Annotated in this window: 22 protein-coding genes; 8 read left to right on the plus strand and 14 right to left on the minus strand. The window is 43.4% G+C overall.

Annotated elements, in window-relative coordinates; translation table 11 throughout:
* Positions 1-8 precede the first annotated feature (8 nt).
* From HWQ38_RS09660 to HWQ38_RS09670, 3 genes are all read left to right on the plus strand, one after another.
* The gene (locus HWQ38_RS09660) at positions 9-701 is read left to right on the plus strand and encodes a hypothetical protein (protein WP_292792659.1); all 693 of its coding nucleotides are present in this window, start codon (positions 9-11) and stop codon (positions 699-701) included.
* A gap of 61 nt (positions 702-762) precedes the next feature.
* Positions 763-957, plus strand: coding sequence for a hypothetical protein (locus HWQ38_RS09665; protein WP_292792661.1), 195 nt, complete (start codon positions 763-765; stop codon positions 955-957).
* A 198-nt stretch (positions 958-1,155) separates the two neighbouring features.
* Positions 1,156-1,389: an AbrB/MazE/SpoVT family DNA-binding domain-containing protein gene (locus tag HWQ38_RS09670; protein WP_292792663.1), complete on the plus strand. Its 234-nt coding sequence runs from the start codon at positions 1,156-1,158 to the stop codon at positions 1,387-1,389.
* Between the two features lie 76 nt (positions 1,390-1,465).
* Here HWQ38_RS09670 and HWQ38_RS09675 read toward each other — a convergent pair whose 3' ends face one another.
* From HWQ38_RS09675 to HWQ38_RS09690, 4 genes are all read right to left on the minus strand, one after another.
* Positions 1,466-6,589 (minus strand): hypothetical protein, encoded by a 5,124-nt coding sequence (locus HWQ38_RS09675; protein WP_292792665.1) that lies wholly within the window; start codon positions 6,587-6,589, stop codon positions 1,466-1,468.
* Positions 6,559-7,896: a P-loop NTPase fold protein gene (locus HWQ38_RS09680; protein ID WP_292792667.1), complete on the minus strand. Its 1,338-nt coding sequence runs from the start codon at positions 7,894-7,896 to the stop codon at positions 6,559-6,561. Before HWQ38_RS09680 ends, HWQ38_RS09675 begins: the two co-directional genes overlap by 31 nt.
* 1,387 nt (positions 7,897-9,283) lie before the next feature.
* Positions 9,284-10,141, minus strand: coding sequence for an SDR family NAD(P)-dependent oxidoreductase (locus HWQ38_RS09685; RefSeq protein WP_292792669.1), 858 nt, complete (start codon positions 10,139-10,141; stop codon positions 9,284-9,286).
* Positions 10,142-10,204: 63 nt separating this feature from the next.
* Positions 10,205-10,435 (minus strand): hypothetical protein, encoded by a 231-nt coding sequence (locus HWQ38_RS09690; RefSeq protein WP_292792671.1) that lies wholly within the window; start codon positions 10,433-10,435, stop codon positions 10,205-10,207.
* Between the two features lie 542 nt (positions 10,436-10,977).
* Between HWQ38_RS09690 and tatC the strand changes: the two genes are divergently transcribed.
* Positions 10,978-11,772, plus strand: coding sequence for a twin-arginine translocase subunit TatC (gene tatC / locus HWQ38_RS09695; RefSeq protein WP_292792673.1), 795 nt, complete (start codon positions 10,978-10,980; stop codon positions 11,770-11,772).
* Between the two features lie 40 nt (positions 11,773-11,812).
* Here the strand turns inward: tatC and HWQ38_RS09700 are convergent, their stop codons facing one another.
* Positions 11,813-12,424, minus strand: a complete 612-nt coding sequence (locus HWQ38_RS09700; RefSeq protein WP_292792675.1) for a hypothetical protein — start codon at positions 12,422-12,424, stop codon at positions 11,813-11,815.
* 72 nt (positions 12,425-12,496) lie between these two features.
* On the minus strand, positions 12,497-12,805 hold the full coding sequence (locus HWQ38_RS09705) for a DUF3067 family protein (protein WP_292792677.1): 309 nt from the start codon (positions 12,803-12,805) through the stop codon (positions 12,497-12,499).
* Positions 12,806-13,034: 229 nt separating this feature from the next.
* On the opposite strand from HWQ38_RS09705, the gene petC reads away from it, so the two are divergent.
* From petC to HWQ38_RS09720, 3 genes are all read left to right on the plus strand, one after another.
* Positions 13,035-13,574, plus strand: coding sequence for a cytochrome b6-f complex iron-sulfur subunit (petC, locus tag HWQ38_RS09710; protein WP_292792679.1), 540 nt, complete (start codon positions 13,035-13,037; stop codon positions 13,572-13,574).
* 121 nt (positions 13,575-13,695) lie between these two features.
* Positions 13,696-14,700 (plus strand): cytochrome f, encoded by a 1,005-nt coding sequence (petA, locus tag HWQ38_RS09715; protein ID WP_292792737.1) that lies wholly within the window; start codon positions 13,696-13,698, stop codon positions 14,698-14,700.
* Positions 14,701-14,837: 137 nt separating this feature from the next.
* A complete protein-coding gene (locus HWQ38_RS09720; protein WP_292792681.1) occupies positions 14,838-14,960 on the plus strand; it encodes a hypothetical protein in 123 nt (40 codons plus the stop codon).
* A 213-nt stretch (positions 14,961-15,173) separates the two neighbouring features.
* On the opposite strand, the gene HWQ38_RS09725 is transcribed toward HWQ38_RS09720, so the two are convergent.
* A complete protein-coding gene (locus HWQ38_RS09725; protein ID WP_292792683.1) occupies positions 15,174-15,419 on the minus strand; it encodes a hypothetical protein in 246 nt (81 codons plus the stop codon).
* A 192-nt stretch (positions 15,420-15,611) separates the two neighbouring features.
* On the opposite strand from HWQ38_RS09725, the gene HWQ38_RS09730 reads away from it, so the two are divergent.
* Positions 15,612-15,977 carry a hypothetical protein gene (locus tag HWQ38_RS09730; protein ID WP_292792685.1) on the plus strand — a complete coding sequence of 122 codons (366 nt, stop codon included), beginning with the start codon at positions 15,612-15,614 and terminating at the stop codon, positions 15,975-15,977.
* An 83-nt stretch (positions 15,978-16,060) separates the two neighbouring features.
* Here the strand turns inward: HWQ38_RS09730 and HWQ38_RS09735 are convergent, their stop codons facing one another.
* The 7 genes from HWQ38_RS09735 to dnaJ all read right to left on the minus strand — a co-directional run bounded on the left by HWQ38_RS09735 (position 16,061) and on the right by dnaJ (position 22,191).
* Complete coding sequence (locus HWQ38_RS09735; protein WP_292792687.1) at positions 16,061-17,650, minus strand: glycoside hydrolase family 57 protein; 1,590 nt, start codon at positions 17,648-17,650, stop codon at positions 16,061-16,063.
* 495 nt (positions 17,651-18,145) lie between these two features.
* Positions 18,146-18,715: a Uma2 family endonuclease gene (locus HWQ38_RS09740; protein ID WP_292792689.1), complete on the minus strand. Its 570-nt coding sequence runs from the start codon at positions 18,713-18,715 to the stop codon at positions 18,146-18,148.
* 43 nt (positions 18,716-18,758) lie between these two features.
* On the minus strand, positions 18,759-18,887 hold the full coding sequence (locus HWQ38_RS09745) for a hypothetical protein (RefSeq protein WP_292792691.1): 129 nt from the start codon (positions 18,885-18,887) through the stop codon (positions 18,759-18,761).
* A gap of 53 nt (positions 18,888-18,940) precedes the next feature.
* Positions 18,941-19,330, minus strand: a complete 390-nt coding sequence (locus tag HWQ38_RS09750) for a VOC family protein (protein ID WP_292792693.1) — start codon at positions 19,328-19,330, stop codon at positions 18,941-18,943.
* Between the two features lie 361 nt (positions 19,331-19,691).
* Positions 19,692-20,810 (minus strand): small ribosomal subunit biogenesis GTPase RsgA, encoded by a 1,119-nt coding sequence (gene rsgA, locus HWQ38_RS09755; protein ID WP_292792695.1) that lies wholly within the window; start codon positions 20,808-20,810, stop codon positions 19,692-19,694.
* Positions 20,807-21,064 (minus strand): sulfurtransferase TusA family protein, encoded by a 258-nt coding sequence (locus HWQ38_RS09760; protein WP_292792697.1) that lies wholly within the window; start codon positions 21,062-21,064, stop codon positions 20,807-20,809. Before HWQ38_RS09760 ends, rsgA begins: the two co-directional genes overlap by 4 nt.
* On the minus strand, positions 21,064-22,191 hold the full coding sequence (dnaJ, locus tag HWQ38_RS09765) for a molecular chaperone DnaJ (RefSeq protein WP_292792699.1): 1,128 nt from the start codon (positions 22,189-22,191) through the stop codon (positions 21,064-21,066). The genes HWQ38_RS09760 and dnaJ overlap by 1 nt, the downstream gene beginning before the upstream one ends.
* Between the last annotated feature and the right edge of the window lie 812 nt (positions 22,192-23,003).

The following is a 23,003-nucleotide window of genomic DNA, read 5'->3' on the forward strand; positions in this document are numbered from 1 at the left end:
TTAACCTTATGCTCTCTCCAGGCTTTTCTCAGAGACTACGAGATTTGGAAATACACATTAGCAAAGACCAAGAACTGCTTAAGGAGTTTGAAGAAGCATTGCGCTACGAGACAAACCCTCGTGTCAAGGCTGGGTATCGCCAGGAAATTGAGCGGCAATGGGATTCACTTGCTCGCTACAAGCAAGAGTACGCTGAACTAGACCAAGAATTATCAAATACTCCAAATGCTCAGATGCAGAAAGTCGAAAGCCAATTGCAGCAGATGGATGCGAAGTTAAACGTTTTACTAAATGGTCAAATTGCCATTTATGAAAATCAGAATCAAATGCGTCAAGCTCTATTAAACCGCTATGATGCTATCGAACGAGCCATAATTAGTGCTATTACTCAGCAACTAGACCAAACACAATTAGTTTTAATTCAGAACCTAATAGATGCACTGGAAGCAAACTTGATTTCAGAGCAACAAATGCAACAGATGTTAGCAGCATTAGAAGAACGAATTCCTACTTTGTCTCTCAATAGTGTAGCAGTAGCTGAAATCATCAAAGATCCTGAGCTAGATGCCAAACATAAATTAAAAATAACTCTACCGATTGTGCCGATGCTTGTGGAGTATGAAGGTGAGTTGGAGTTTGGAAGTGGTTTCAACATTAAGTCTGCTTGGGAACAGTTAATTGCTAAGTTGCGGAGGAACTAAGCTATGGATGATCAGCTTAAATATCTCCAAGAGCAACTTGCAAAAGATAGGAAGCTATGGAATGAGCTATACAATCAGGAGAGCTAAGGGGGCTGATGAGAAAAATTTTATCAAGTTTAAGAATGGTAATCGTAAAGAAGATAACGTTGAATTAACCAAAATTGTCAAGTCCAAGTGTTCTGAGTTTGGTTACAGTTTCGTTCCTGAAAAATATCAAGAACAGCAAATCAAACAGTTGGAGAGGAGTTGCAACTGATGATTGATTGAGTCATAGAATCATCACTTTAAGTCTGGTTCATCACTTACGAGAATACAAGGCGCGATCGCGTTTTAATCGTCTCACAAGATAATTAAAATAGTGGGAAATATGGAAAATAGAAATGCAGGGGAGCTATTAGCTAAACACTTCAACATTAACATGAGGACATAAGAACGCTTGAACAACAAACACACTATGCGGATTACAGCTGACGGTCAGATTACCATCCCTTCTGAAATCCGAGAGGTGCTAAACATTTCTCCCGACGTAGAATTAGCGTTTGAAATCGAAGGCGATCGCCTCTACCTCAAGAAAATACAACCTGCCGATAAAATTTCAACATGGATTGATACCATGCGGGGTTGCGCTGCTGGAAACCTCACCACTGAACAAATCATCACCCTCACCCGCAGCGACGACAATCCATGACCGTTTTGGTAGACAGCAACGTTATCCTCGACATTCTTACCGAAAAAGTAAATTCATTCGATAATCAAATAGGCTATCACCTACCAGAACACAAAGCGCGATCGCTTTTCATTACCTTCTGATTAGTCTGCAAATAATCGTGTAGTAAATCGCAACTCCGTGTCAGTAATTTTTCCAGTTGGATATCCGCCAAATTCTGTAAAATCACCGTACCGTTAGCACTACCCGCAGCCAAAGTTTTACCGTCATGGCTGAAACTGACGCTGGTTAACTCATCCTTGTAACCTTTCAAAGCAATCAGCAATGTCCCTTCTCGGTTCCAAATCCTCACTTTGTCATCACTGGAGGCTGCTAGAGTCTTACCATCGGGGCTAAAGCTGACACTGATAAAACTATCGCCATCGCCAGCGAGATTATTTAGCAAATCACCGTCTCGACTCCAAATCTTCACTGTGCTATCAATACTAACTGAAGCGATCGCCTGACTATCAGGCGACCAAGCAACCCCATTTACTCGGCGGCTATGACCAGTTAAGGTATATAGTAATTTACCATCTACACTCCAGATTTTCACGGTTTTGTCATCACTGGCTGAGGCTAGCAATTTACCATCAGGGCTAAAGCTTACCCAATTCACCGCGTCTTGATGTCCCTGCAAGGTATTAAGCAGTTTACCGTCCCGACTCCAAAGTTTTACTGTTTTATCTTTACTAGCCGAGGCAATTACTTTCCCATCAGGCGACCAAGCAACACCTAAGACGGCACCATTATGACCTTGCAAGGTGTTGAGTAGTTTACCGTCGAGACTCCAAAGCTTCACCGTTTTATCTTTACTAGCCGAGGCGATCGCTTGACCATCGGGGCTAAAACTCACGCCCCAAACTTGACCCTGATGCCCCGTGAAAATACGGATTAGTTTACCGTCTCGACTGAAAAGTTTTATAGTTTTGTCTCGACTCGCTGCTGCTAAGGTGCGATCGCCTGGGCTAAAACTGATGCTAGTTACCCAGTCATCATTATCAGCTTTCGGCTTTCGCAATAACACATCATCCCAATACCAGAGTTTAATAGTTTTATCCCGACTTGCAGAAGCAAGGGTGCGACCGTCTGGGCTGAAACTGACGCTATTCACCCAATTATTATGTCCCTTCAGGGTTCCCAGCAGCACACCTTCAAAACTCCAAAGTTTAATTGTCTCATCGGTACTTGCAGAAGCGATCGTGTTACCATCAGGGCTAAAACTGACGCTGGTAACTCCAGCACTATGCCCCGATAAGGTTCGCAGTAGTTTACCTTCCAGATTCCATAGTTTGATTGTCTGGTCTAAACTAGCAGAAGCGATCGCTTGACCATCAGGCGACCAAGCTATACTTTTGACTGCATCATCATGTCCTTGGAAGGTTTTGAGCAGTTTACCATCCCGACTCCACAATTTCACCGTCTTGTCAGCACTCCCGGAAGCAATAGTTTGACCATTGGGCGACCAAGCGACACTTAAGACTGCACCATCATGTCCCTGCAAAGTTTTGATCAGCTTGTTATCCCGACTCCAAAGTTTTATTGTCTTGTCTGAACTCGCCGAAGCAATAATTTGACCATCTGGGCTGAAACTAACACTATTTACCACAGCTTGATGCCCTAATAGAGTAGCAAGCAGTTGACCGTCCCGATTCCACAGTTTTACTGTCTTGTCTTGACTGGCGGAAGCAATGATTTGACTATCAGGACTAAAACTGACGCTATTAACTACATCATCATGTCCCGACAAGGTTTTAACCAAGCTACCATCGGGACGCCAGAGTTTAATTGTATTATCCGCACTGGCTGAAGCAATTAAAGTGCGATCGCGGCTAAATGTAACACTATTTACCCCAGAGATATGCCCTTCTAAGCGGTTATATTCTCTGACGCTGGAAACTGCTTGATAAAGTGCTGTTTGTACTTCCTCTCTTGTATTGGAATCTACCCAGACTGTTTGTTGCAATTTTCTTCCTGCTTTTAAAGCTTCCTTTAAAGCATCAATACCTTTTTGGGAAGCAAAAAGGGCTTCACTGGATGCACTCAGGGTTTTAATTTCGCTATCTACTGCTGTGACTATGGAAACACTTAATCCTAATATGGCGAGAACACAAGCAGTTAGTGCCATTTTCAACGAACGATTTAATTGAGCTTCACTAATCCTTTGTTTCTTTTGGCTTTCTGCGAGTTTAGCTGTTAACTCTTTTTCTTTAAGTTCAGCTCGCAAATGCTCAATTTCTAACTGACTCAATTCTTCCCGTTTGTGTAACTCTCGCAATTCTGTTAATAAGTCCAAACCCGGTTGGGGATGAGAATCTACCAATTTAGAACGCTGTTTATTTTGACTAAGTTCGCTTTTAAGTCGTTCAATCTCAGCTTGACTCTGTTCTACTTTTTGGCGTAGCTGGTTCAGTTGTACCTGTAAGCTCGATTCTTGTTGTTGCAGGTAGCGAATCAACGATACTAAATAATCGTGAATCAGTTGATAGCGTTCTGGTACATCAGGGAATAGTACCACTAAACCGGAACGCACTAAAATTTCTAATACTAAGTCTAATTTCTCAGCATCTTCTAACTCTGCTAGCTGCACCGCTAATTCAGCACGAGTTTTAAAAGGTCGGTTGTTACTTTCATCTGTTAATAAATATAAGACGAGTAACGCGGCTCGTTCATTCTCTGGGCCGCAGTCTTTAATCAGTTCCTTAATATATCGCTCAATGAGTTTATTCGGTCTATATGGCTGATATTCTTCTAGTGTAGTAATGCGCTCATCTTGAATTTGCGCTCCCACAACTTGTAATTCAATCGGGCGGACTTCTCCAAATTCTGTTGATAAATCTTCGATTAAGGCATCAATTAAAGCCGATTCTAAATTGAACTGCGATCGCTCTGTTAATTTTCGGATAATTGCTTTCGCATATTCTGGCGTAAAGTTATTTAACTGGTAGCGAATATGCTTGTCGAGAATATTATGATTAATCGCTTCCAGTGCGGAAAGATGTTTAAAATCTAATAAACGATGTAAATAATCTTCTCGCAAGGAAAGGATAACTTTCACAAAGGGGATTTTGAGACAGTCACTAATAAATTTATCAAACTCTTGCTTTTGATTGCGATCGCTATAACCAAAGAAAAATTCTTCAAACTGGTCAAAAATTAAAACTGTGATCAAATGCTGATCAGCATTTTCCTTTAGTTGCTGTAAAATTCTCAAGATCGTCATCGGTTGGGCATAGTAAGCTAAAGCTTCCGCTTCAATAGCTACTTCTGGCTTCATATCAGCATACACGGCAAGGGATGCGTCACTAGACATCGCCTCACTTAGAGATTTTCCTAATTCTCGCGCCCAATCGGTGTAAACTTGCAATACCACAGGCACGGCTATTTGATCGCCAACGGCTCGATTTTGCAATGCTGGAACTAAACCCGCCGTGACAGTCGAACTCTTACCCACCCCTGATTGACCGTGAATTACCGTCAGCTTTTGATCAGCACGGCTGATTCTGCCAATTAAGTTATTAATATCACGCTCCCGACCAGAAGCGGCAATTTCTAAAGCAACGCTACTACTCCCAGAAGGTGACATTAATGCTGGATTTGTCGCCTGTCTTTGCGGTTGCAAGCGTCCTGCACCGATAAAAGCCCGAAAACCGTACTGTTGCTCAACAGAACGCCGTTTCTGTCGAATATAATAGGCTTCCAGATAGCGCCCTTCTTCAAAGTAGAGCGATCGCAGTCTCCGCAATAAGCGAATATAACGATGGGCATCGTATTGATGAGCGCTGCTTTCTAAGGCTGCTGGTAGTTCTTTTGTCGCCTTATCCAGGTATTCACGCGCTATTTTTAACTCACCTAAATTTCGCTGGGCTTTCGCCAAAATTAAATAGTAAATTTGCCCCAATAATAATGGAAATAAGCAGTTGTAAGGGTCGTTGTGCTTTTGCGCCTCACCTAATTTCAGCAGTGATACGTGTGCTAATATACTCGCCTGTACCCAGCGCGACTGCTGTACAGCCACTTGCGCCAGAAAACCGTAGTCACAAGCTAATTCAATTTGACTACCATAAGTTTGATGTAACTCCAGAGACTTTTGAGCAACCGTCTGCAACTCTTCCCACTCTTGCAGATATTGCAAAACTTCAGCGAGTTGATTGATAAATCCAGCAACTATATCTAAACGTCCAGCCACTTGTAAAACATTTAAGCATTGCTGAAAATAAGATTTAGCTGTGTACCAATGACGGCGGTTTTCGGTTTGATTTTGCTCTGCAAAACGGCAATAACACAGCCCAATATAAAACAGTAAAATTCCCTGTCGTAAAAGTAGAGGAGATGGCCGATTAGGAGGCATAGGCAAAGAAAATACCCCCTCATCCCCCTCATCCCCCTCATCCCTTCCTTTTGCCAACTTTTGCCAAACTTCCAAGCTTTGCTGAAAATGCTTTAAAGCTGGATGAATGCGATCGCTAATATAATCATCTAGACCAAAAACAAATTCTAAACTAGCCTCTAATTCTGACTCTAAGGTAATACCACGATTGTGTAACTCTTTAATGGCAAAGTGGAGTTCATAGCTATGTTTCCAGACTTGCTCCACAGTAGAATAATGCTTTGCAACTTCAGGACGTTGGTGTTGTGCAGCATCGTTTGGTAACACCGTAGCAAATAAAGAGTCAGTTTCCTGTTGCAGAAATTGCAGCAATGCCTCAGTTGTCATTTCAAACTTAATCGGTGTCGCCGCCCAACTAGCAAAATCTGGTGCTAAACGCGCTACCTTTTGCAACACTTCCTCATTCACCCAGACAATCATCGGAAACGGATGACGTTTGCGAAATTCATCACGAATATGATTGATAGACCTCAGTAAATCATCAAGTCCATCTACTGACTCTAAACCCAAAATCATCAACGCCGATGGCAGATTCTTTTCAGTTAGCAGTTGTAAATGAATACTTGTGTAAAGACTTCTGGCATTATGCGGCAAAACTACCTTTTGAATCTGATGTACTCCTGAAGAGAGTTCATCGAGTTGTTGCAGCATTTGCTCTTGCAAAACTCGATAATTGCAGCACACCAAAACCAGAGAGAATTGACCGTTAGAAAGGGCAATTGCTCTCCCCAAATTCCGTATAGCACGCTCGTTAGCTGCTGTTACATCTGCTTGTGGGTGTCGTTCAACCATGACTTAAATTTTTCTGTCTCTGCTAAAACTGGGTTGACGGCAAACCAAGCTCCCTGATGATCGCGGTATTCAAATACAAATAAACTTCGCAATAAAGTATAGTATTCTATATCGCCTCTAACTCTCTGCTGTTGCACTACCTGAAAGATTAATTCCCACTCATGAGGGTCGATAGCATTAGTTCGGTAATCCCGTTGTCTTCGGATTACCAACTCGACACACTCCCGGTCAAAAGGTGGATCTTGTTCTCGCAGACAGTCAAACAGTAACCCTAGCAAGTCGCGTACATGACCACCACTAATCAGGCACAATCGATCTAAGGTTTCCAAACTATCAAACACTTCTGTAATTAAGCCTAACCGATCGCTAGCTAAAATGTCGGGAAAAGCTCTAGCTAGCACCATTTGCCGCAACATTGTTAACCCTTGTGGGAAAATCCCCCCAGAGCGCAAACGCACAGGTATCATCGGTAACACTTTTGGCGCGACTCCTCCCCCCAAACGATGTTGAAGTTCGGCGCTATCGTTGGAGAAAGTCAGCGCTAAGGGAATAGTATAGACTACATGACAATTTAGTTTGCGTAACTGTTCACCACGCTGAATAAATAAATATTCTGGCAGCGATCGCCCCGATGGTAAAGGTCGAATTGCTACTCTATCTAAGTTATCAACAATTACCACCAATCCTTTTTTACCCCTGGCTTTCAGTTCCTTGGTGGCACGTTCTAGCAATTCTTGATTAATTGACTGTAAAATATTTGCTGTTCGCGGTTCCAAGTAATCTCTTAACCGCCGCCGCAATTGGGGGCTTTCTTTAGTTTTAGCTGTAATTTTGGCAATTCCCACAGATAATTCTGCTTCTACCCCAATGTCAATTGGCGTTTGCAAGAAATCGACAATTTCACCAAACAACTTGGTAAAGTAGGTAGGTTTGAGCCTAATTTTCATCGCTTCTAAGCTTTCGCTCACCTGGCCAGCGATCGCTAACAAAATATCAGTCACATCCACGTCGGCCATTTCTAAGACATGGGTAGACTCAAAATAAACTACATGAAATTGCTGTTCCTCTAACTCAGCTTTCAGGCGCAATAACTCCGTTGATTTTCCACAACCGAGATGTCCTGTAAATAGCTGACAAGTTGGAGCATCTGGTGAGATGCGAGCGATCGTGCGCTGTAAAGCCTCAATGATTTTGCCACCCCGCACCGCAGCAAAATCGATATAGTATCTGCGATCGCTGGCATTTCCTATAATTAGAGGTCTGCTGGGATTGCAAGCCTGATAAAATCTTTCTAAATCTAGGAGCATAACTAATCGAGTTCACTCAGGAATAGGGATGAAAAAATCTGTTGAATAAATATATTTGGTTTTAGGGAATTTCTTCCTTAATTTAAGTACATCTCACTCAAAATACTAGCTAAATTAGCAGTATTCGGGATGATTTTTTATATTTAGGTTTCATCTAGCACAAGGCAAGGCTGATATTTAATTTTAAGTAAGTAAAAATACTATTATAAGTACAAATAGCAAAAAGCTCCTTGACTAAATAAGGTACTCTTATCAATATTAAAAATATCCAGCACAAAAAAAGGTACTGTTAAGTACAGTTTGATAGCGCTCTTAAATATATAGCGGTTCTCAATTGCATATATCTTCTTTCCTTCTTCCTTCTCTGCGAGACCCTTTTCTACGAGACGCTGCGCGTAGCTTGCTTCCACGAAGTGGTACGGCAAGCTCAGGGCATCGCGCTGCGCGAATGCGTTCTTTGCGTCCTTCTCCCAAGGGGAGACGCGAACGCGAACGCGGTCAGGGCTATTTCGTTCTAGACATAAACCGCCCAGAACTGAAGTTCAGAGGCTCATAGCTAAAGTCCGTTTTAACGGACTATAACCTTTTGTTAGTCGTCTTTAGACGACTTTCGCTATTAGACTCAGAATTCATTCTGAGGCGGACTAGATGACAGGACTTACGCAAACAATAGCCGAAACCCTTATTTTCAGGTAGGGGCAATTCATGAATTGCCCCGGAGGGCGTCTACTTTTGCGTAAGTCATAGATGAGAATGAAATAGCCCTGCGAATGCGGTTCGTTCTTTTACCCTTCAAACTTCGCTTGACAGTAGGGGAAAAGCCATGCTAAACCCCTACGACAGATCCGGTTTTTTGCATCACAGATATTTGGTATTTTCTGTTAAGGCGTAAGCGCTAGATTTAGCCCTTAAAGAGATAATTTGTTCCTGAAAGCAATAATTTACTCCTGAAAGCGATGGGTTACGCCTTAACGCCATCATTTACTCCTTAAAAAGATGATTTTTTCTTAAAATGATGATTTTTTTCTTAAAATGATGATTTTTTTCTTAAAATGATGATTTTTTCTTAAAATGATGATTTCTTTCTTAAAATGATGATTTCTTTCTTAAAAAGATGACTTCTTTCTTAAAAAGATGACTTTTTTCTTAAAATGATGATTTTTTTCTTAAAATAATGACTTTTAGGACTTACACATTGACAAGAAATATCAAATATGTCTCAGGTGAAAAACCACATCATTCGTAGGGGTTTAGCATGGCTTTTCCCCTACACGTGTATGAGTTTTGCTCTCACCCCCAGCCCCTCTCCCATATTGGGAGAGGTGAGCAAATTCTCTAGTTCCCCTTCTCCCATATTGGGAGAAGGGGTTAGGGGATGAGGGCAACCCTACAACCCCATTGAGTATAAAATTATCCGGTCATGCAGCTTATCCGGTAAAATATGCTTCAGCACAGCTCCAATTTTGGCATCTTGTCCAACAAGATAGCGTGTCTTAGGCTGCTTTGCAGTCAGCGCATGGACAACAGCCTGAGCGACAATATCGGCAGAAATTCCCCCAGATGCGAGATTCTGCATTTTCTTACGTACAATATTCATCGCCTGACCGTAGAGATTTTGTGCCGATTCTGGTAAATCCTCCTGTGCTATTTCCGATTGACTTAAAGACTTTTCCCAGATTGGAGTAGCGATCGCACCAGGTTCGATAATAGAAACCGAGATTCCCCAAGGTCGTAATTCCATCCGCATGACATCAGTGAGTCCTTCCAAAGCAAACTTTGATGCATTGTAAGCTCCCATGAACGGGGCAGGACTTCTACCAGAAATCGAACCCATATTGACAATTCGCCCCCGACTCTGGCGTAATAGACCCAGAAATGCTTGTGTGACAGCTAATTGTCCGGTAACATTAACCTGCATCTGGTATTGAAATTCTGCGATCGCTAATAATTCCAACGGGCCAGGGACAGCAATGCCGGCATTATTTACTAAACCGAAAATCCCCGCATCACCGACAGCATTGGTTACCTGATCAACCGCAGCTGCGATCGACTCAGCCTCAGTAACATCTAAAAAAATCGGAATCAGCCTTTGTGACCCTTTCTGCTTCAGTGTTTGAGCATCAACATCTTGACGCACGCCAGCAAAAACAGAGAAGCCCAACTGGTCTAAAAGCAAAGCAGACGCCTGACCAATTCCTGTTGAAGCTCCTGTAACCACTACTGTGCGTTGATTTTCTGTAACCATTAATTTTCTTTTTTTTTTATGATGGGACTGCCGTAATTACGAATTACGAATTACGAATTAGTATCAATCTTTGCAAGTACCCGCGCGAAGGCAATCTTCGGTTTGGTCATCTCTAGCTGATATTTGCCACGGCAATATACATGACTGAGTATTTGTCCTGTAAACAATTACAGCAGCCATCATCGGAAGCTGGTTTTTGACAATTGACACGTCACGACTACAAATATTGCCTAGCTCAACATTGTATAAATAAACAGGCAATGCCATCAGGGCAATGCAAATTGTCCGGTTCATACCCAACCTCAACTAAAAATTTCCGATTGCGCTATCTATATATAGATGCCACCTTGATGAACCGGATTTTTAAAACTGAATATTATATGTTGATGTTGTGTCAATTTACTCAGCGTTACTACCCGCAAAGACGTGATTGCTAAATTATCGGTTCCACCTCTTTTTAGGTTAGGCATTCCCTACAAGATGGCTTCCTACTAACTTATGCAGATGCAACCCCGAAAAACAGGACAAAAAACCCGCAACATCCAAAAACATATCTTGGTGGCTGCATTCCCCAGATAAAATAATGAAGAGTGCTGAGTTAAAAGTGCTGAGGACTTACGCAAAACTACACGCCCTCCGGGGCAATTCATGAACATTGGTGTCAACTTAAGCCAAAACCCTTTTAAAATCTCGTTTCTAGACTCTGGCTGGAAATGCATCTCATTGCGGTGCCGCAAGTCTTGAGGCGGCAGCCCTCTCGGAATGCATTAAGAGTCAGAGACTGGGAACGAGACAATTGTTTTAAATTTTTAATTTTGAATTCGGAGCGAAGCGACGTGACGCCTTCACAAGACGTAGATACTGTAAACCTTCCCAACATCGACCCAGAAGGATATGACAACTCAGACACCGATCCTCTTGATGAGTTGCCAGGTGAAATCGAAATGTCCCTTTTCGATCACCTAGAAGAGTTGCGACAGCGAATTTTCTATTCGCTGATTGCCGTAGTAGTGGGCATTATCGGCTGTTTCTTTGCCGTTAAGCCCATTGTCCAGTTACTTGAGGTTCCAGCACAAGGAGTAAAATTTCTCCAACTTGCACCTGGAGAATATTTCTTTGTCTCCCTAAAAGTTGCAGCCTACACAGGCATCATACTTACTAGTCCTTTCATTCTTTACCAGATTATCCAGTTTGTGGTTCCAGGACTGACTCGCCGCGAACGCCGTTTACTGGGGCCTGTGGTTTTGGGTTCGAGTGTGCTGTTTGCGGGGGGATTAGTATTTGCCTATTTACTGCTTATCCCCGCAGCGTTGAAATTTTTCATCAGCTACGGAGCAGATGTTGTCGAACAACTTTGGTCAATTGATAAATATTTTGAATTTGTGCTGTTACTGTTATTCAGCACTGGTTTAGCATTTCAAATTCCGATCATCCAACTGTTACTCGGTAATTTAAACATTGTCTCGTCTAAACAGATGGTTTCTGGTTGGCGTTACGTGATTATGGGAGCAGTGGTTTTAGGAGCCGTTCTGACACCTTCTACTGACCCTCTAACTCAAAGTCTCTTAGCGGGAGCAGTTTTAGCGCTTTACTTCGGTGGTGTTGGATTGGTTAAGCTCACAGGTAAATAACGATCGCACTGCTTTAATTGCAAATTCCCAAAATCTCAACTTAGTTGATGAGTGCAGTTAGTAAAATCCTAACCACTATTTCCAATTCGGTTACTCGATAAAGGTTAATTGCTTGCTCAATACACTGTGTCTGTCGATACAATCTGCCAAATTGCCAAACATTACCTGTTGTTACTGCTGCTAATATTTCTGTTTGAGTAGAATCAGTCCACCGATCAAGAGCTATCATCTCAATTGCTAGTTGTGTAAATCCCCTATTTATATCTGCTTGCTTGGCTTCAATCATAATTAAATCAGTTTGTGTTTTAAGGAAATAATTAAAATTACCTTGAAGTCGGTGATCAACTTTAATGGTGTATTCAATTCGTAATTTAGCGCGGGAATAGTGAATTAAATCGGTAACAATTGGCGCAATTAGCATTTGGCGGCGTGTAGCTTCGTTCTCCAAATCTATGTATGGTAAAACTTCCTCAATTCGCTGTTTCAGGTGAGAAAATCGGTCTAATGTGCCAGAATATTGTGGTAAATCAATAAATTTCCGCTCGAAGGAATAGCCAAATTCAGCAACTAAATCGTCAACTGCAAACCCTAACTCAAAGTAATTACTAAAAGTATAAGAACGATTTGGGTCTAGCAATGGTTGGCGGCTCATGTCAATCCCCTATTTTTGGATAAAAAATACTGTAATTATTCAGAAATTTATTAATGTTAATCCAATAGTGGGTCATAATATCCATTCCGAAGCGCGATCGCCCAAATCGAGAGGAATGCTGACAGCTTTGCCGAGTCGGGGGCGATCGCGTGTTTGAGTAATAAATGTTTGTACTTGTGTTGATCCACCCAAGGCATGAAGATAATTGGCAACGCTATCAAGATGCTCTTGGTACTCCGCTTCGCTCAAGGGAAAAGAAGCTTGCTCCAGATATTTCCACATGACTTGCAAAAATATCTTTCCCTGTACCCGCCGCAACTGGACATCGTAAGAATATCCCCACTTATCAAGCAACATCTGACGTAATTCCTGTCCTGTCATAGCTTTTCTCAATCAGATTTTACATTTAGTTATGATGTTAAGTTCCGTGACTCCAGTATGATAAGGATATAAAGAAATGTAATGCTAACAGAAAAGATGCTAAATATATCTTGGAATAGAGAAGTCTGGCATCGTTGTGAGCGCTAGCATTTCGACTTAGACAAGAGTTAGTCAAGCACTAGTACTTTTGTCAAAATGCTTAACAAAATACACAAAGAGCGCGTAGATTATGGCTCAATTTTCTGAATCAGCAGACGTGCCCGATATGGGTCGGCGTCAGTTCATGAATCTGCTCACTTTTGGGACTGTGACTGGAGTAGCTCTGGGTGCATTGTATCCCGTTGTCAAGTACTTTATTCCACCCTCTAGTGGTGCTGCTGGTGGCGGTGCAACTGGAAAAGACGAGTTGGGTAACGATGTTAGTGTTAGTAAATTTTTAGAAAGCCATAACCCAGGCGATCGCACCCTAGTCCAAGGACTAAAGGGAGATCCGACCTATATTGTGGTAGACAGCAAAGAGGCGATCAGAGATTATGGCATTAACGCCATCTGCACTCACTTAGGTTGTGTCGTCCCTTGGAACATTGCTGAGAACAAGTTTAAATGCCCTTGTCACGGTTCTCAATACAACGAAACTGGTAAGGTTATTCGCGGCCCAGCACCTCTGTCTCTGCCTTTGGCCCATACCAATGTAAACGACGACAAAATTGTCTTGACCCCTTGGACTGAAACCGACTTCCGCACTGGTGATGCCCCTTGGTGGTCTTAATCAGTGCTGAGTGCTGAGTGCTGAGTAAGGGAGTGAGAGAGTTGGGAGAATAACCAATGCCCAATGCCCAATGCCCAATGCCCAATGACTAATGACTAATTCAATCGTCGCCCTTATAGAGATGAGAAATGCTTTGTTAATAGCGAGGTTAACTCGCAGTGCTAGAGCGATCGTCAAAATATTGCTCATAGCGATCGCTACCGTGACATTCTACTTCACCAGCGATCTCGCCCTTCCCCAATCTGCTGCCGCCTATCCCTTTTGGGCACAGGAAACCTATCCTGAAACCCCCCGCGAACCAACCGGGCGGATTGTTTGTGCCAACTGTCACCTAGCAGCCAAACCTACAGAAGTGGAAGTTCCCCAATCGGTGCTACCTGATACTGTATTCAAAGCTGTGGTGAAAATCCCTTACGATCTGGGCGCCCAGCAAGTTGGTGCTGACGGTTCCAAGGCTGGCTTGAACGTCGGTGCTGTCCTGATGCTACCTGAAGGCTTTAAGATTGCTCCTGAAGACCGTCTTTCCGAGGAACTTAAAAAAGAAGTTGGCGATACTCCCTTCCAACCCTACAGCGAAGACAAAGAAAACATCGTCATCGTCGGACCTTTACCCGGTGAACAGTATCAGGAAATCGTCTTCCCAGTTCTTTCTCCCAACCCCGCAACCGATAAAAACATCCACTTCGGTAAATATTCAGTTCACGTAGGTGCTAATCGGGGACGCGGACAAGTTTATCCCACTGGCGAAAAGAGCAACAACACTGTTTACAACGCTTCCGCTACTGGCACAATTACCAAGATTGCCAAAGAGGAAGATGCAGATGGTAACGTCAAATATCTAGTAAACATTCAACCGGAATCTGGTGATGTTGTCGTTGATCCGATTCCTTTAGGACCAGAACTGCTTGTTTCCGAAGGGCAAACAGTTAAGACTGGTGATGCTTTGACCAACAACCCGAACGTCGTCGGTGGATTCGGTCAAAAAGATGCAGAAATCGTACTGCAAGACGCCTCTAGAGTCAAATGGATGATTGCGTTCATCGCTCTTGTAATGTTGGCTCAAGTTATGCTAGTGCTGAAGAAGAAGCAGGTTGAGAAAGTTCAAGCTGCTGAGATGAATTTCTAAATTCTCTGCTAAATCATTACTTGTAGGACAGGCTTGTTGCCTGTCTTTTTTTATATGTTAGAGTTTTAAGCTCAGTTCAAAGCGAAAAGAAACCGATAATGTTGATGAAGCTGATGAATGAAGATGAGAGCATTATAATGAGCCTTTTCCTTGATTTTCTGATGAAGGATGCTATGCATAACCCTTCTGAGCTAATTCCTTATACTCAAGAAATTAGCGATGATATGGATGATTTACTAGCTGATGTAGTTATAGATTAATGGCTTTTTTATCAATTCATTAGATGAGGTAATCTAACAATTCTAGAGGAGGCTCGACAGCAAACTAAAGAAAAGGCGCAAAGATTAGCTGCTAAACTCCGAGAATTAAATATTGATCCAGATAACCTTTAGCTAACCGAAAGTGTTAATAAAATAATCGGGTGAGTATAATTTACCCACCCTAATTATGATTACTGAACTTAGACAATAATCTCAAAGCTCTCCGTTAATCTTGCGCCTGATGATTTCCATTTGGGCTTGCATATCAGCTTCTGTTAAAGGCATGGGATACTTTGGATAATTAGGGTCACGTTTGCTCATCAAAAAACGTAGAGCTTCAATGTCTTCGCGGTTTTCCACGACATAAGCTCTCAACTCTGAAAAACTCATTTGCTGATAATTCTGGTTCATTGACAAAATCCCATTCGCCATTGCGATAAACAATAATTTGCAGTTCATCCGCAGATAGAATGTAAACTTCTCCGGTTTTGCCGTCAAATCGAAATAAGCGGATAGCTAAACCGTTCACAGAAACTTTAAAGCAAGATCAGTATCTTTGCTGTATCAGTGTTTAATAGCAATCAAGTATAAATGAAGTAACAACTTTTATTCTAGTAATCAGTATTTTTTATGAAATTCTCGTCTAAAGTTTTGGCAGTTTTAACTTCTTCTTTAGGTTTATTTTCAATCAATTTTGCTGTTTCTCTGCCTGCTCAAGCGTCAATTGTATGTGAAGGTGGGACAATTAGTAATTATGAAAATGGTTCGTTGGCAAGTTGTATTCTTGGTCAAGATATGAATGTACAGGTTTCCAGCCCCAGTTCCGGGTTATCTAATTTTGAGTGCCAAGCCGAAAAATCTATATCTTTTGATGATAAAGCACAGTTTAAAAGTTGCCAGCTTTCACAGGAAATCAAACTTATAAAAGGTAACTCAATTGAAACATGCCCAGCAGAATATAAAGTAGATGTTTTAGTTTCAACTAATGGTATTCAATCCATTAGTTGTAGTCCCTAAGAGGATGTTTTAAAATTGTGGGGTTATTGGGTACTCATTTAACCCCTAGAAGGTGGGCATTGCCCACCCTAGTTTGTGTAAAACTATAATGGACGGTAGACGCGATAGTTGATTTCGGGGAAGATATTATCCATTAACTCGACTTTTTCTAGCCAACCACTGTCAATTTTGCCAATTTTAACGTCTTCGTAGAGCTTATTGAAGCGCATCAGGTGCGATCGCGTCCGTCTAACTGCATAGGGTACCATTGTTCCCGTCCGCATAATAAATGCCCAGTCAGAAGATTGTGCTAATAATAATTCTCGCGCCGCTTGGTTTAGTGCTTTCGCCGCCAACTCATCCTCTGGTTCCAGGTGGGAGATTTCAATCATCCGTTCTGCGGCTTTGTGTAAATGCGGATAAATCCACGCATTCGTTTCATTTAACCAATACTCGTGGAAACCCTTGAAACCCCAACTCGATTGCGAAGGACGACAGACTTGCTGATTTGGCTGATCTCGCAAATAGTCTGCTAAATGGGTCATTTGATATGTTCCTTGGTCATACCACGACTTGCGGAATAGGTAATCGAGGAACCAGGGTCCTTCATACCACCAATGTCCAAATAACTCTGCGTCATAAGGCGAAACGATAATTGGCGATCGCCCCATTATCGCATGGAGATTCTCCGATTGCCGCTCTCGGTTATACATAAAGTTAGCAGCGTGCTCTGCTGCCTTTTCCTTAGCCCAATACGGATCGTAGAGTGCCTTATCTGACAGCCCTAAACCACGTCCAGTAATTTTGTGATACTTAATCCCCGTATTTTTCCGTTGGCCATTGGGCATGATGTAGGGCTTGATGTACTCATATTCTGCTTCCCAGCCCAAATCTTTGTAAAATTCTCGATATTCCGCCGCCCCAGGATAGCCTACCTCAGAAGACCATACCTGTTGGGAAGATTCCTGATCTCGACCAAAGACAGCAACACCAGTTTCTGTATAAATTGGGGCATAAGTACCAAAGCGTGGACGCGGACGGGCGTAAAGGATGCCATGCCCATCGGTGAGGAAGTAGCGTAACCCAGCATCGGCTAGCATCCGCTCTAAACCTTCATAATAGGCGCATTCCGGCAACCAAATACCTCTGGGTGCTTGTCCAAAGGTTTGTTCGTAATGTTCGCAGGCTACCTGAATTTGCGCCCACACTGCTTCTGGATACATTTTCATCAACGGCAAATAGCCGTGAGTAGCGCCGCAAGTGATGATATCCAGGTTGTTACTGTCTTGGAACTTCTTAAAAGCTGTCACTAAGTTACCGTTGTAGCGTTCCCATAGCTGACGCGCTTCCTTAAACTCAGTAATGTAATGTTCGGCTAAATAACGAAGATGTCCATTATTGACATTACGTTCTGCTTCTAGTTGTATAAGTTTTTCTAGTTGGGCTAAGTGTGCTTCATAGCGTTCTTGAAGCAGAGGATCACGAAGCATTGACACTAGAGGGGGTGTCATACTCATCGTGATTTTAAAGTCGATACCGTCTCGCTTTAAGCCTTCAAATACTTTCAATAAGGGGATGTAGGTTTCTGTGATGGCTTCATAGAGCCATTCTTCCTCCAGCACGTAGTCACTTTCCGGGTGACGAACGAAGGGCAGATGTGCGTGGAGTACAAGCGCGACGTAGCCGATAGCCATAGTGATTTTGGGGTGATACTTGTAAGTTGAAGGTCGAGAGGTTGGGCAGAAATCAACAATATTCTAAGACTTTATGGCGATCGTCAGGTAGATATATAGCAGTTTTCAATTGAGTTAAAAGCCTTGTGCCAATTTTTGGACTAGTTGTCATTCAGTTCTAGTTTGTGGTTGGCTTGTTGCAGTAGAAAAATCGGGTTTCTAAGTTACAGTCCTTTTGTGAGCTTTGCGCCTTGGCAGTTTAATAATTAATTATTTTTGAGCCACCTTCGTCTAGCTTCAGTTACCCTGCGGGAAGCAAGCTACAGTCCTTCCCTGCGGGACGCTACGCGAACGACAAGCTCAGGAACCATCGGGGTTTAAATCCCTGCTTAAAACTCTCTTCTCTACGAGACGCTGCGCGAACGGCAAGGCTCAGTGACCACGCGAACAATGCGTGAATTTTGAATTTTGAATTATACCTTCTTTAATGAAGTTGAGTTTGAAGAGCGGCCAGAATTATCCAAAAAAACGCTGAACTCGAACGCCGAAACCTGGTAACAGTGGTGATCTGATTTCGTCATCAGCCAGCAAGGTTGCGATCAGTTTTAATTGGGCAACTTCTCGGCGATATACTTCTAGCTGCTGTAATTGCCAATTTGCAATCCAATATTCTTGGACTCCTGTGGATGAGTATAGTTTCAGCTTGGCTTCTCGATCTCGACGTTCGTTAGTTGTCCCAGGAGAAAGCACTTCGGCAATCAGTTCTGGCGCACCTCTCAAATGCCCTTCGTCATCTAGCAATTGTGCTAAACGCTCATGGCTGATCCAAACTACATCGGGTATGACATTATCGGCATCTGTAAAAATTATACCGGGAGTTTGACGGGTTTCCCCCAGCCCACTAGAGCGCGACCAAATTTGTAATTCTAAGCAGATATTACCCGCAGTCCCTTGATGTTTCCAGTGAGGCGCTCTAGTCACAAATAGTTCTCCGTCAATAATTTCATAGCGCTTCCATTCGTCAGTTTGGAGTAATTCTAAGTCTGAGGTTGTCCAACGGACTTGATCAGATATTGTTTGGTTCATAGCACTATTTTCCCATGCCTAGTTTAGAAATAAAATTCTATTTTCAGAATATTTGCTCAGGATTAATACCTGCGGCTCGTAAGCGTTCTGCCAATTTTTCAGCCCGTTGACGTTCTTGTTCTAGTTGTTGGTTTGCTTGCTGTAACTGTTGGTTTGCTTCTTCTTCTGGCAATATTACCAGATGTCCATCTGGGGTAAAAAAGCGTAATTTACCAGATTCAACTCCTAGGCGACAGATAGATTTCTGTATGCCTTTACTTCAATCGCATTTCCACTCGGATCGCTTAATAGCATCTTCGCTTGCTCTGCGTCGGTACCCACACCAGAAACATTTGGCTTTACCTTGAACTGAACCCTCATTTCATCAAGGCGATTTGCAAGCGTCTCCCAATCACTCCACGCTAAAACCGCACCGAAGTGACGCACGCCATGTTCTCTCATCGGTAAAACCTCAGAGGGTTGTTCATGCAAAGTAATCTGAGCTTCAAACAGAAATATGTCGAGCCACTTGTCACGGACACCACCTACCTTGGCACCGAAGGTGGTGACATAAAAGTTCTTAGATTCTTCTAAGTCTCGGACGGGGAAGGCAAGATGAAAAATTGGGTGAAACATCACGAGAGTTATTTTTGAGCAAAAGGCTTGGGGACTTATAAAAAACTATCACTAAATATTGATTAAGGTAAGTCAGATTCCAAGGGGGGTTCGTCACTATAGATGTTGCCTGGTGAGAAAATTATACTCTCAGTGACATCTTCTAAACTAGGGGTGGCAGCAAGGGGCTGAGACATACAAGATAGTTTTTCTGTTTGTATCCATGCTATCGTGACAAACCTTTGCATAGGCGCAGCCCGTACTTCTCTACGAGACCCTTCTCTACGAGACGCTGCGCGTAGCTTGCTTCCACGAAGTGGTACGGCAAGCTACCTCGGCTACGCTCGGCACAAGTCAGTAACCATCGTAGACATCGCACTCCTTAATCCTCATCCCGATATAATTCCTGCAAGTCCTGTAACTGAGTCTTGCGGGAAATCCGGCGATATTTTTTACTTTCTAGCTTGGGTTCGTATTGACTTTGCCCTTTGCCTTTGCTTTTGCTTTTTAACTTCATAGTGGATTCTGGATCAGCTTGTTGGTGCAGCTGAGTTTCATGAGCGATCGCAGCGTCCAAAAATTCTAAATAATGTTGATATCGTTCCCAGTCTCCGCGCACCACGCACTCCGGCTCGTCTCGATGCAGACAATCACTAAACCGACAGCTAGCAACTGCTAACCGCTCTCTTGCTTCTGGGAAATAACGAATTAATTCTTCTGGGTTACAATCCATGTCAGGCTGATTAAAGCCGGGAGTGTCTGCAAGCATTCCACCGCTAGGCAACTCAAATAATTCTATATGGCGAGTGGTATGACGACCACGAGCCAGTTTGCCAGAAACTTCTCCGACTCGCAGCTCAAGAGAGTCAATCAGCGAATTGATCAAGCTGGATTTGCCCACGCCGGAAGGGCCAGCAATTACAGTAATTTTATTGCTCAAATATCTGGCTGCTTGGTCAGTATTTATACCATTTTTGACGCTGATAAATATCGGTTGATAGCCCCAACCAAGGAGGCGATCGCTAACTTTTTGTTGTTCTGGCGGTGAAATTAAATCACTTTTATTCAAGCATAAAAGCACATCTAAACCAGTAGACTCAGCCTTAATTAGAAACCGACTCAACTGATAAGGTTCCAAAGGTGGATCAGCAACGGCAAATACCAATAGAATTTGGTTGACATTGGCGATCGCTGGACGATCTAACTCACTTTGGCGGGTTAAAACCTCAGCGATCGCTCCGCGTCCTCCAGCCCAATCTGGCTCTTCTACGACAACGCGATCGCCTACCATCACCTGTTGCCCGATTTTTTTCAGGCGTGTTCTCCGGGTACAAAGCAGGAGAGGGGGATAAGGAAGATGAGAAAGATATTGCTCCCCCATCTCCCTTATCTCCCTCATCTCCCCATCTTCTGCATCTAGCTGTACTCGGTAAAAATTAGCCTGTACAGCAACCACCGTACCCAACAACTGTCCAGTTGCGGCAAAATTTTCACCTGTCATTGGCTAGCAACTGGACGGCGCACTAACAGAGAAAAATAACTAGTGCAATCTGTAATTTGTTCCACCTGATAGCCTGCCATTGTCAGACTATCGGGAACTTGCTCAATCGGCTCACCAGGGTCTAGCCAGACTTCTAGCAAATCTCCCAATGGCATTTTTTCTAGACGAAGTTTTGTCCGCACAAAATTAATTGGGCAAGGTGTGCCGCGTAAATCAAGTTGAGCATCAGGAGTTAAAACAACAGAGGGCTTCATTACTTAAATAGATTTCCCAAGAATCCTTGACCGCCTTTACCAGTGCGATCTCCCTTAATTTTAGCTAGCTTCTCCAACAGTTCCCTCTCCTCTGGGGTTACTTTGTTAGGAATATCAATTAATACGTTCAGCATATGATCCCCACGACTGACGGGATTGCCCAAGCGGGGTACGCCGCGATTTTCCAACTTCATCACCGTATTGGGCTGGGTTCCTGCTGGAATTATCAGTTCCACCAGACCATCTACCGTATCTACCTCTAACCGACAACCTAAAATCGCTTGCAGGTAGCTAACTTTGATTTCCGAGAGAATATTAATGCCATCCCGTTGGAATTCCTCGTCTTCATTCACGAACAAGTAAACGTACAAATCCCCAGCCGGTCCACTACGTTGACCTGCATCTCCTTCACTAGAAATCCGTAAGCGTGTGCCATTATCCACCCCAGCTGGAATGGTAATTTTGAGTTTCTTTGTGACTTGATTTGCCCCCTTACCATCACAGGCATCACACTTATCTTCAATTACCATCCCTGTGCCATTACAGGTGGGACAAGTCGAGACTTGGGTGAAACTGCCAAAGGGTGTTCTAGTGACACGGCGTACTTGACCCGAACCGGTACAAGTCGAACAAGTTCGAGGGCGAGTTCCAGGTTTAGCACCAGAACCGCTACAGACTTCACAATTTTCTAGATGCGAAATGCGAATTTCTTTTTCACCGCCAAATATCGCTTCCCGAAAGTCTAACTTCAGGTCTAGCCGCAGGTCATCACCTCTGGCAGGCCCACTGCGCCGTCTTTGTTGCGTGGGACTACCCATACCGCCACCAAAGCCACTAAAAATGCTTTCAAAGATATCGGCAAAACCACCCATATCGCCGACATCTTGGAAGCCCGCGCCAGCAGCACCAGACACACCCTCTGGGCCAAAGCGATCGTAACGACCGCGAGTTTCTGCTTCCGAGAGTACCTCATAAGCGCGGTTAATTTCTTTAAAGCGATCCTCCGCCCCCGGTTCTTTGTTCACATCTGGGTGATACTTCCGGGCTAAACGGCGATAGGCTTGTTTGATTTCTTCTTTGTCGGCGTCACGAGAGACACCCAGAATTTCATAATAGTCGCGGGCCATATAGCAAAGGTAAAAGTTAGAAGGAAGAAAGCAGAAGGTGAGCTTGCGCGGGAATAGGGGGTTTCCACGCCACTTGCTTCACTTGGGAAGACCCCAAGACCGCAGTGGCTCCCCATTAGCGACTGGCGTTAGCGCAGCGTTAGCGACGTTAGGAGCGTCACCCGTTCGCGTAGCGTCTCCGTCAGGAGAAGGGCAGTAGAACGTCACTCACGGTCAGTTGCTACCCTACGGGAAGGCGTTATTGCCTAAAGACTCTAGAAGAGCAATGCAGTGTCCTTCAGAGGGCGGCTTGGGAAATGTCAGGCAGAAGATAAAATTAATTTTTGTTAATAACTGATTTTACCCTTTCCCTTTCACAAAAATCACCGACAAATCTTGAGCAACAGTTGATTTCCTCGTGGGAGACGACAAAAGCTATAGAAGTTTAGAGCTGGTTGTAAGCCTCTGCTGAAACTTCTCACTGCGGAGTCGGCTGTCTCTTTTACAATTGTGCTACGTACCAGAAGAAAACCCCGCCCATCAACCAGAGGAGCTAGCCGCACCATTAGGTGTGGAAAACCACCCATATGCTTTGGATTGTATCTGAACTGGCGCACTGCCTAGCCCAAAGTAATTTGCTTCTACAATCTAGCAAACTGCTGGGGTGTTGTGAAACTTCACTAAATTTATAATCAATTTTATGAGATGGGGAGTGGGAGATGAGGGAGATAAGGGGGACAAGGGGGACAAGGGGGACAAGGGGGACAAGGGGGACAAGGGGGACAAAGAGAAAATAACGAATGCCTAATGCCCAATACTTCTCTACCAGAGGC

It is taken from the genome of Nostoc sp. NMS7, from assembly GCF_017115085.1.
Classification (GTDB): domain Bacteria; phylum Cyanobacteriota; class Cyanobacteriia; order Cyanobacteriales; family Nostocaceae; genus Nostoc.

What these genes read in the sequence shown, in the direction of transcription:
- HWQ38_RS09660 (WP_292792659.1), top strand. Translation starts at nt 9, where the DNA reads ATGCTCTCTCCAGGCTTTTCTCAGAGACTACGAGATTTGGAAATACAC.
- HWQ38_RS09665 (WP_292792661.1), top strand. Translation starts at nt 763, where the DNA reads ATGAGCTATACAATCAGGAGAGCTAAGGGGGCTGATGAGAAAAATTTT.
- HWQ38_RS09670 (WP_292792663.1), top strand. Translation starts at nt 1,156, where the DNA reads ATGCGGATTACAGCTGACGGTCAGATTACCATCCCTTCTGAAATCCGA.
- HWQ38_RS09675 (WP_292792665.1), bottom strand. Translation starts at nt 6,589, where the DNA reads ATGGTTGAACGACACCCACAAGCAGATGTAACAGCAGCTAACGAGCGT.
- HWQ38_RS09680 (WP_292792667.1), bottom strand. Translation starts at nt 7,896, where the DNA reads ATGCTCCTAGATTTAGAAAGATTTTATCAGGCTTGCAATCCCAGCAGA.
- HWQ38_RS09685 (WP_292792669.1), bottom strand. Translation starts at nt 10,141, where the DNA reads ATGGTTACAGAAAATCAACGCACAGTAGTGGTTACAGGAGCTTCAACA.
- HWQ38_RS09690 (WP_292792671.1), bottom strand. Translation starts at nt 10,435, where the DNA reads ATGAACCGGACAATTTGCATTGCCCTGATGGCATTGCCTGTTTATTTA.
- HWQ38_RS09700 (WP_292792675.1), bottom strand. Translation starts at nt 12,424, where the DNA reads ATGAGCCGCCAACCATTGCTAGACCCAAATCGTTCTTATACTTTTAGT.
- HWQ38_RS09705 (WP_292792677.1), bottom strand. Translation starts at nt 12,805, where the DNA reads ATGACAGGACAGGAATTACGTCAGATGTTGCTTGATAAGTGGGGATAT.
- petC (WP_292792679.1), top strand. Translation starts at nt 13,035, where the DNA reads ATGGCTCAATTTTCTGAATCAGCAGACGTGCCCGATATGGGTCGGCGT.
- petA (WP_292792737.1), top strand. Translation starts at nt 13,696, where the DNA reads ATGAGAAATGCTTTGTTAATAGCGAGGTTAACTCGCAGTGCTAGAGCG.
- HWQ38_RS09720 (WP_292792681.1), top strand. Translation starts at nt 14,838, where the DNA reads ATGAGCCTTTTCCTTGATTTTCTGATGAAGGATGCTATGCATAACCCT.
- HWQ38_RS09725 (WP_292792683.1), bottom strand. Translation starts at nt 15,419, where the DNA reads ATGAACTGCAAATTATTGTTTATCGCAATGGCGAATGGGATTTTGTCA.
- HWQ38_RS09735 (WP_292792687.1), bottom strand. Translation starts at nt 17,650, where the DNA reads ATGGCTATCGGCTACGTCGCGCTTGTACTCCACGCACATCTGCCCTTC.
- HWQ38_RS09740 (WP_292792689.1), bottom strand. Translation starts at nt 18,715, where the DNA reads ATGAACCAAACAATATCTGATCAAGTCCGTTGGACAACCTCAGACTTA.
- HWQ38_RS09750 (WP_292792693.1), bottom strand. Translation starts at nt 19,330, where the DNA reads ATGTTTCACCCAATTTTTCATCTTGCCTTCCCCGTCCGAGACTTAGAA.
- rsgA (WP_292792695.1), bottom strand. Translation starts at nt 20,810, where the DNA reads ATGACAGGTGAAAATTTTGCCGCAACTGGACAGTTGTTGGGTACGGTG.
- HWQ38_RS09760 (WP_292792697.1), bottom strand. Translation starts at nt 21,064, where the DNA reads ATGAAGCCCTCTGTTGTTTTAACTCCTGATGCTCAACTTGATTTACGC.
- dnaJ (WP_292792699.1), bottom strand. Translation starts at nt 22,191, where the DNA reads ATGGCCCGCGACTATTATGAAATTCTGGGTGTCTCTCGTGACGCCGAC.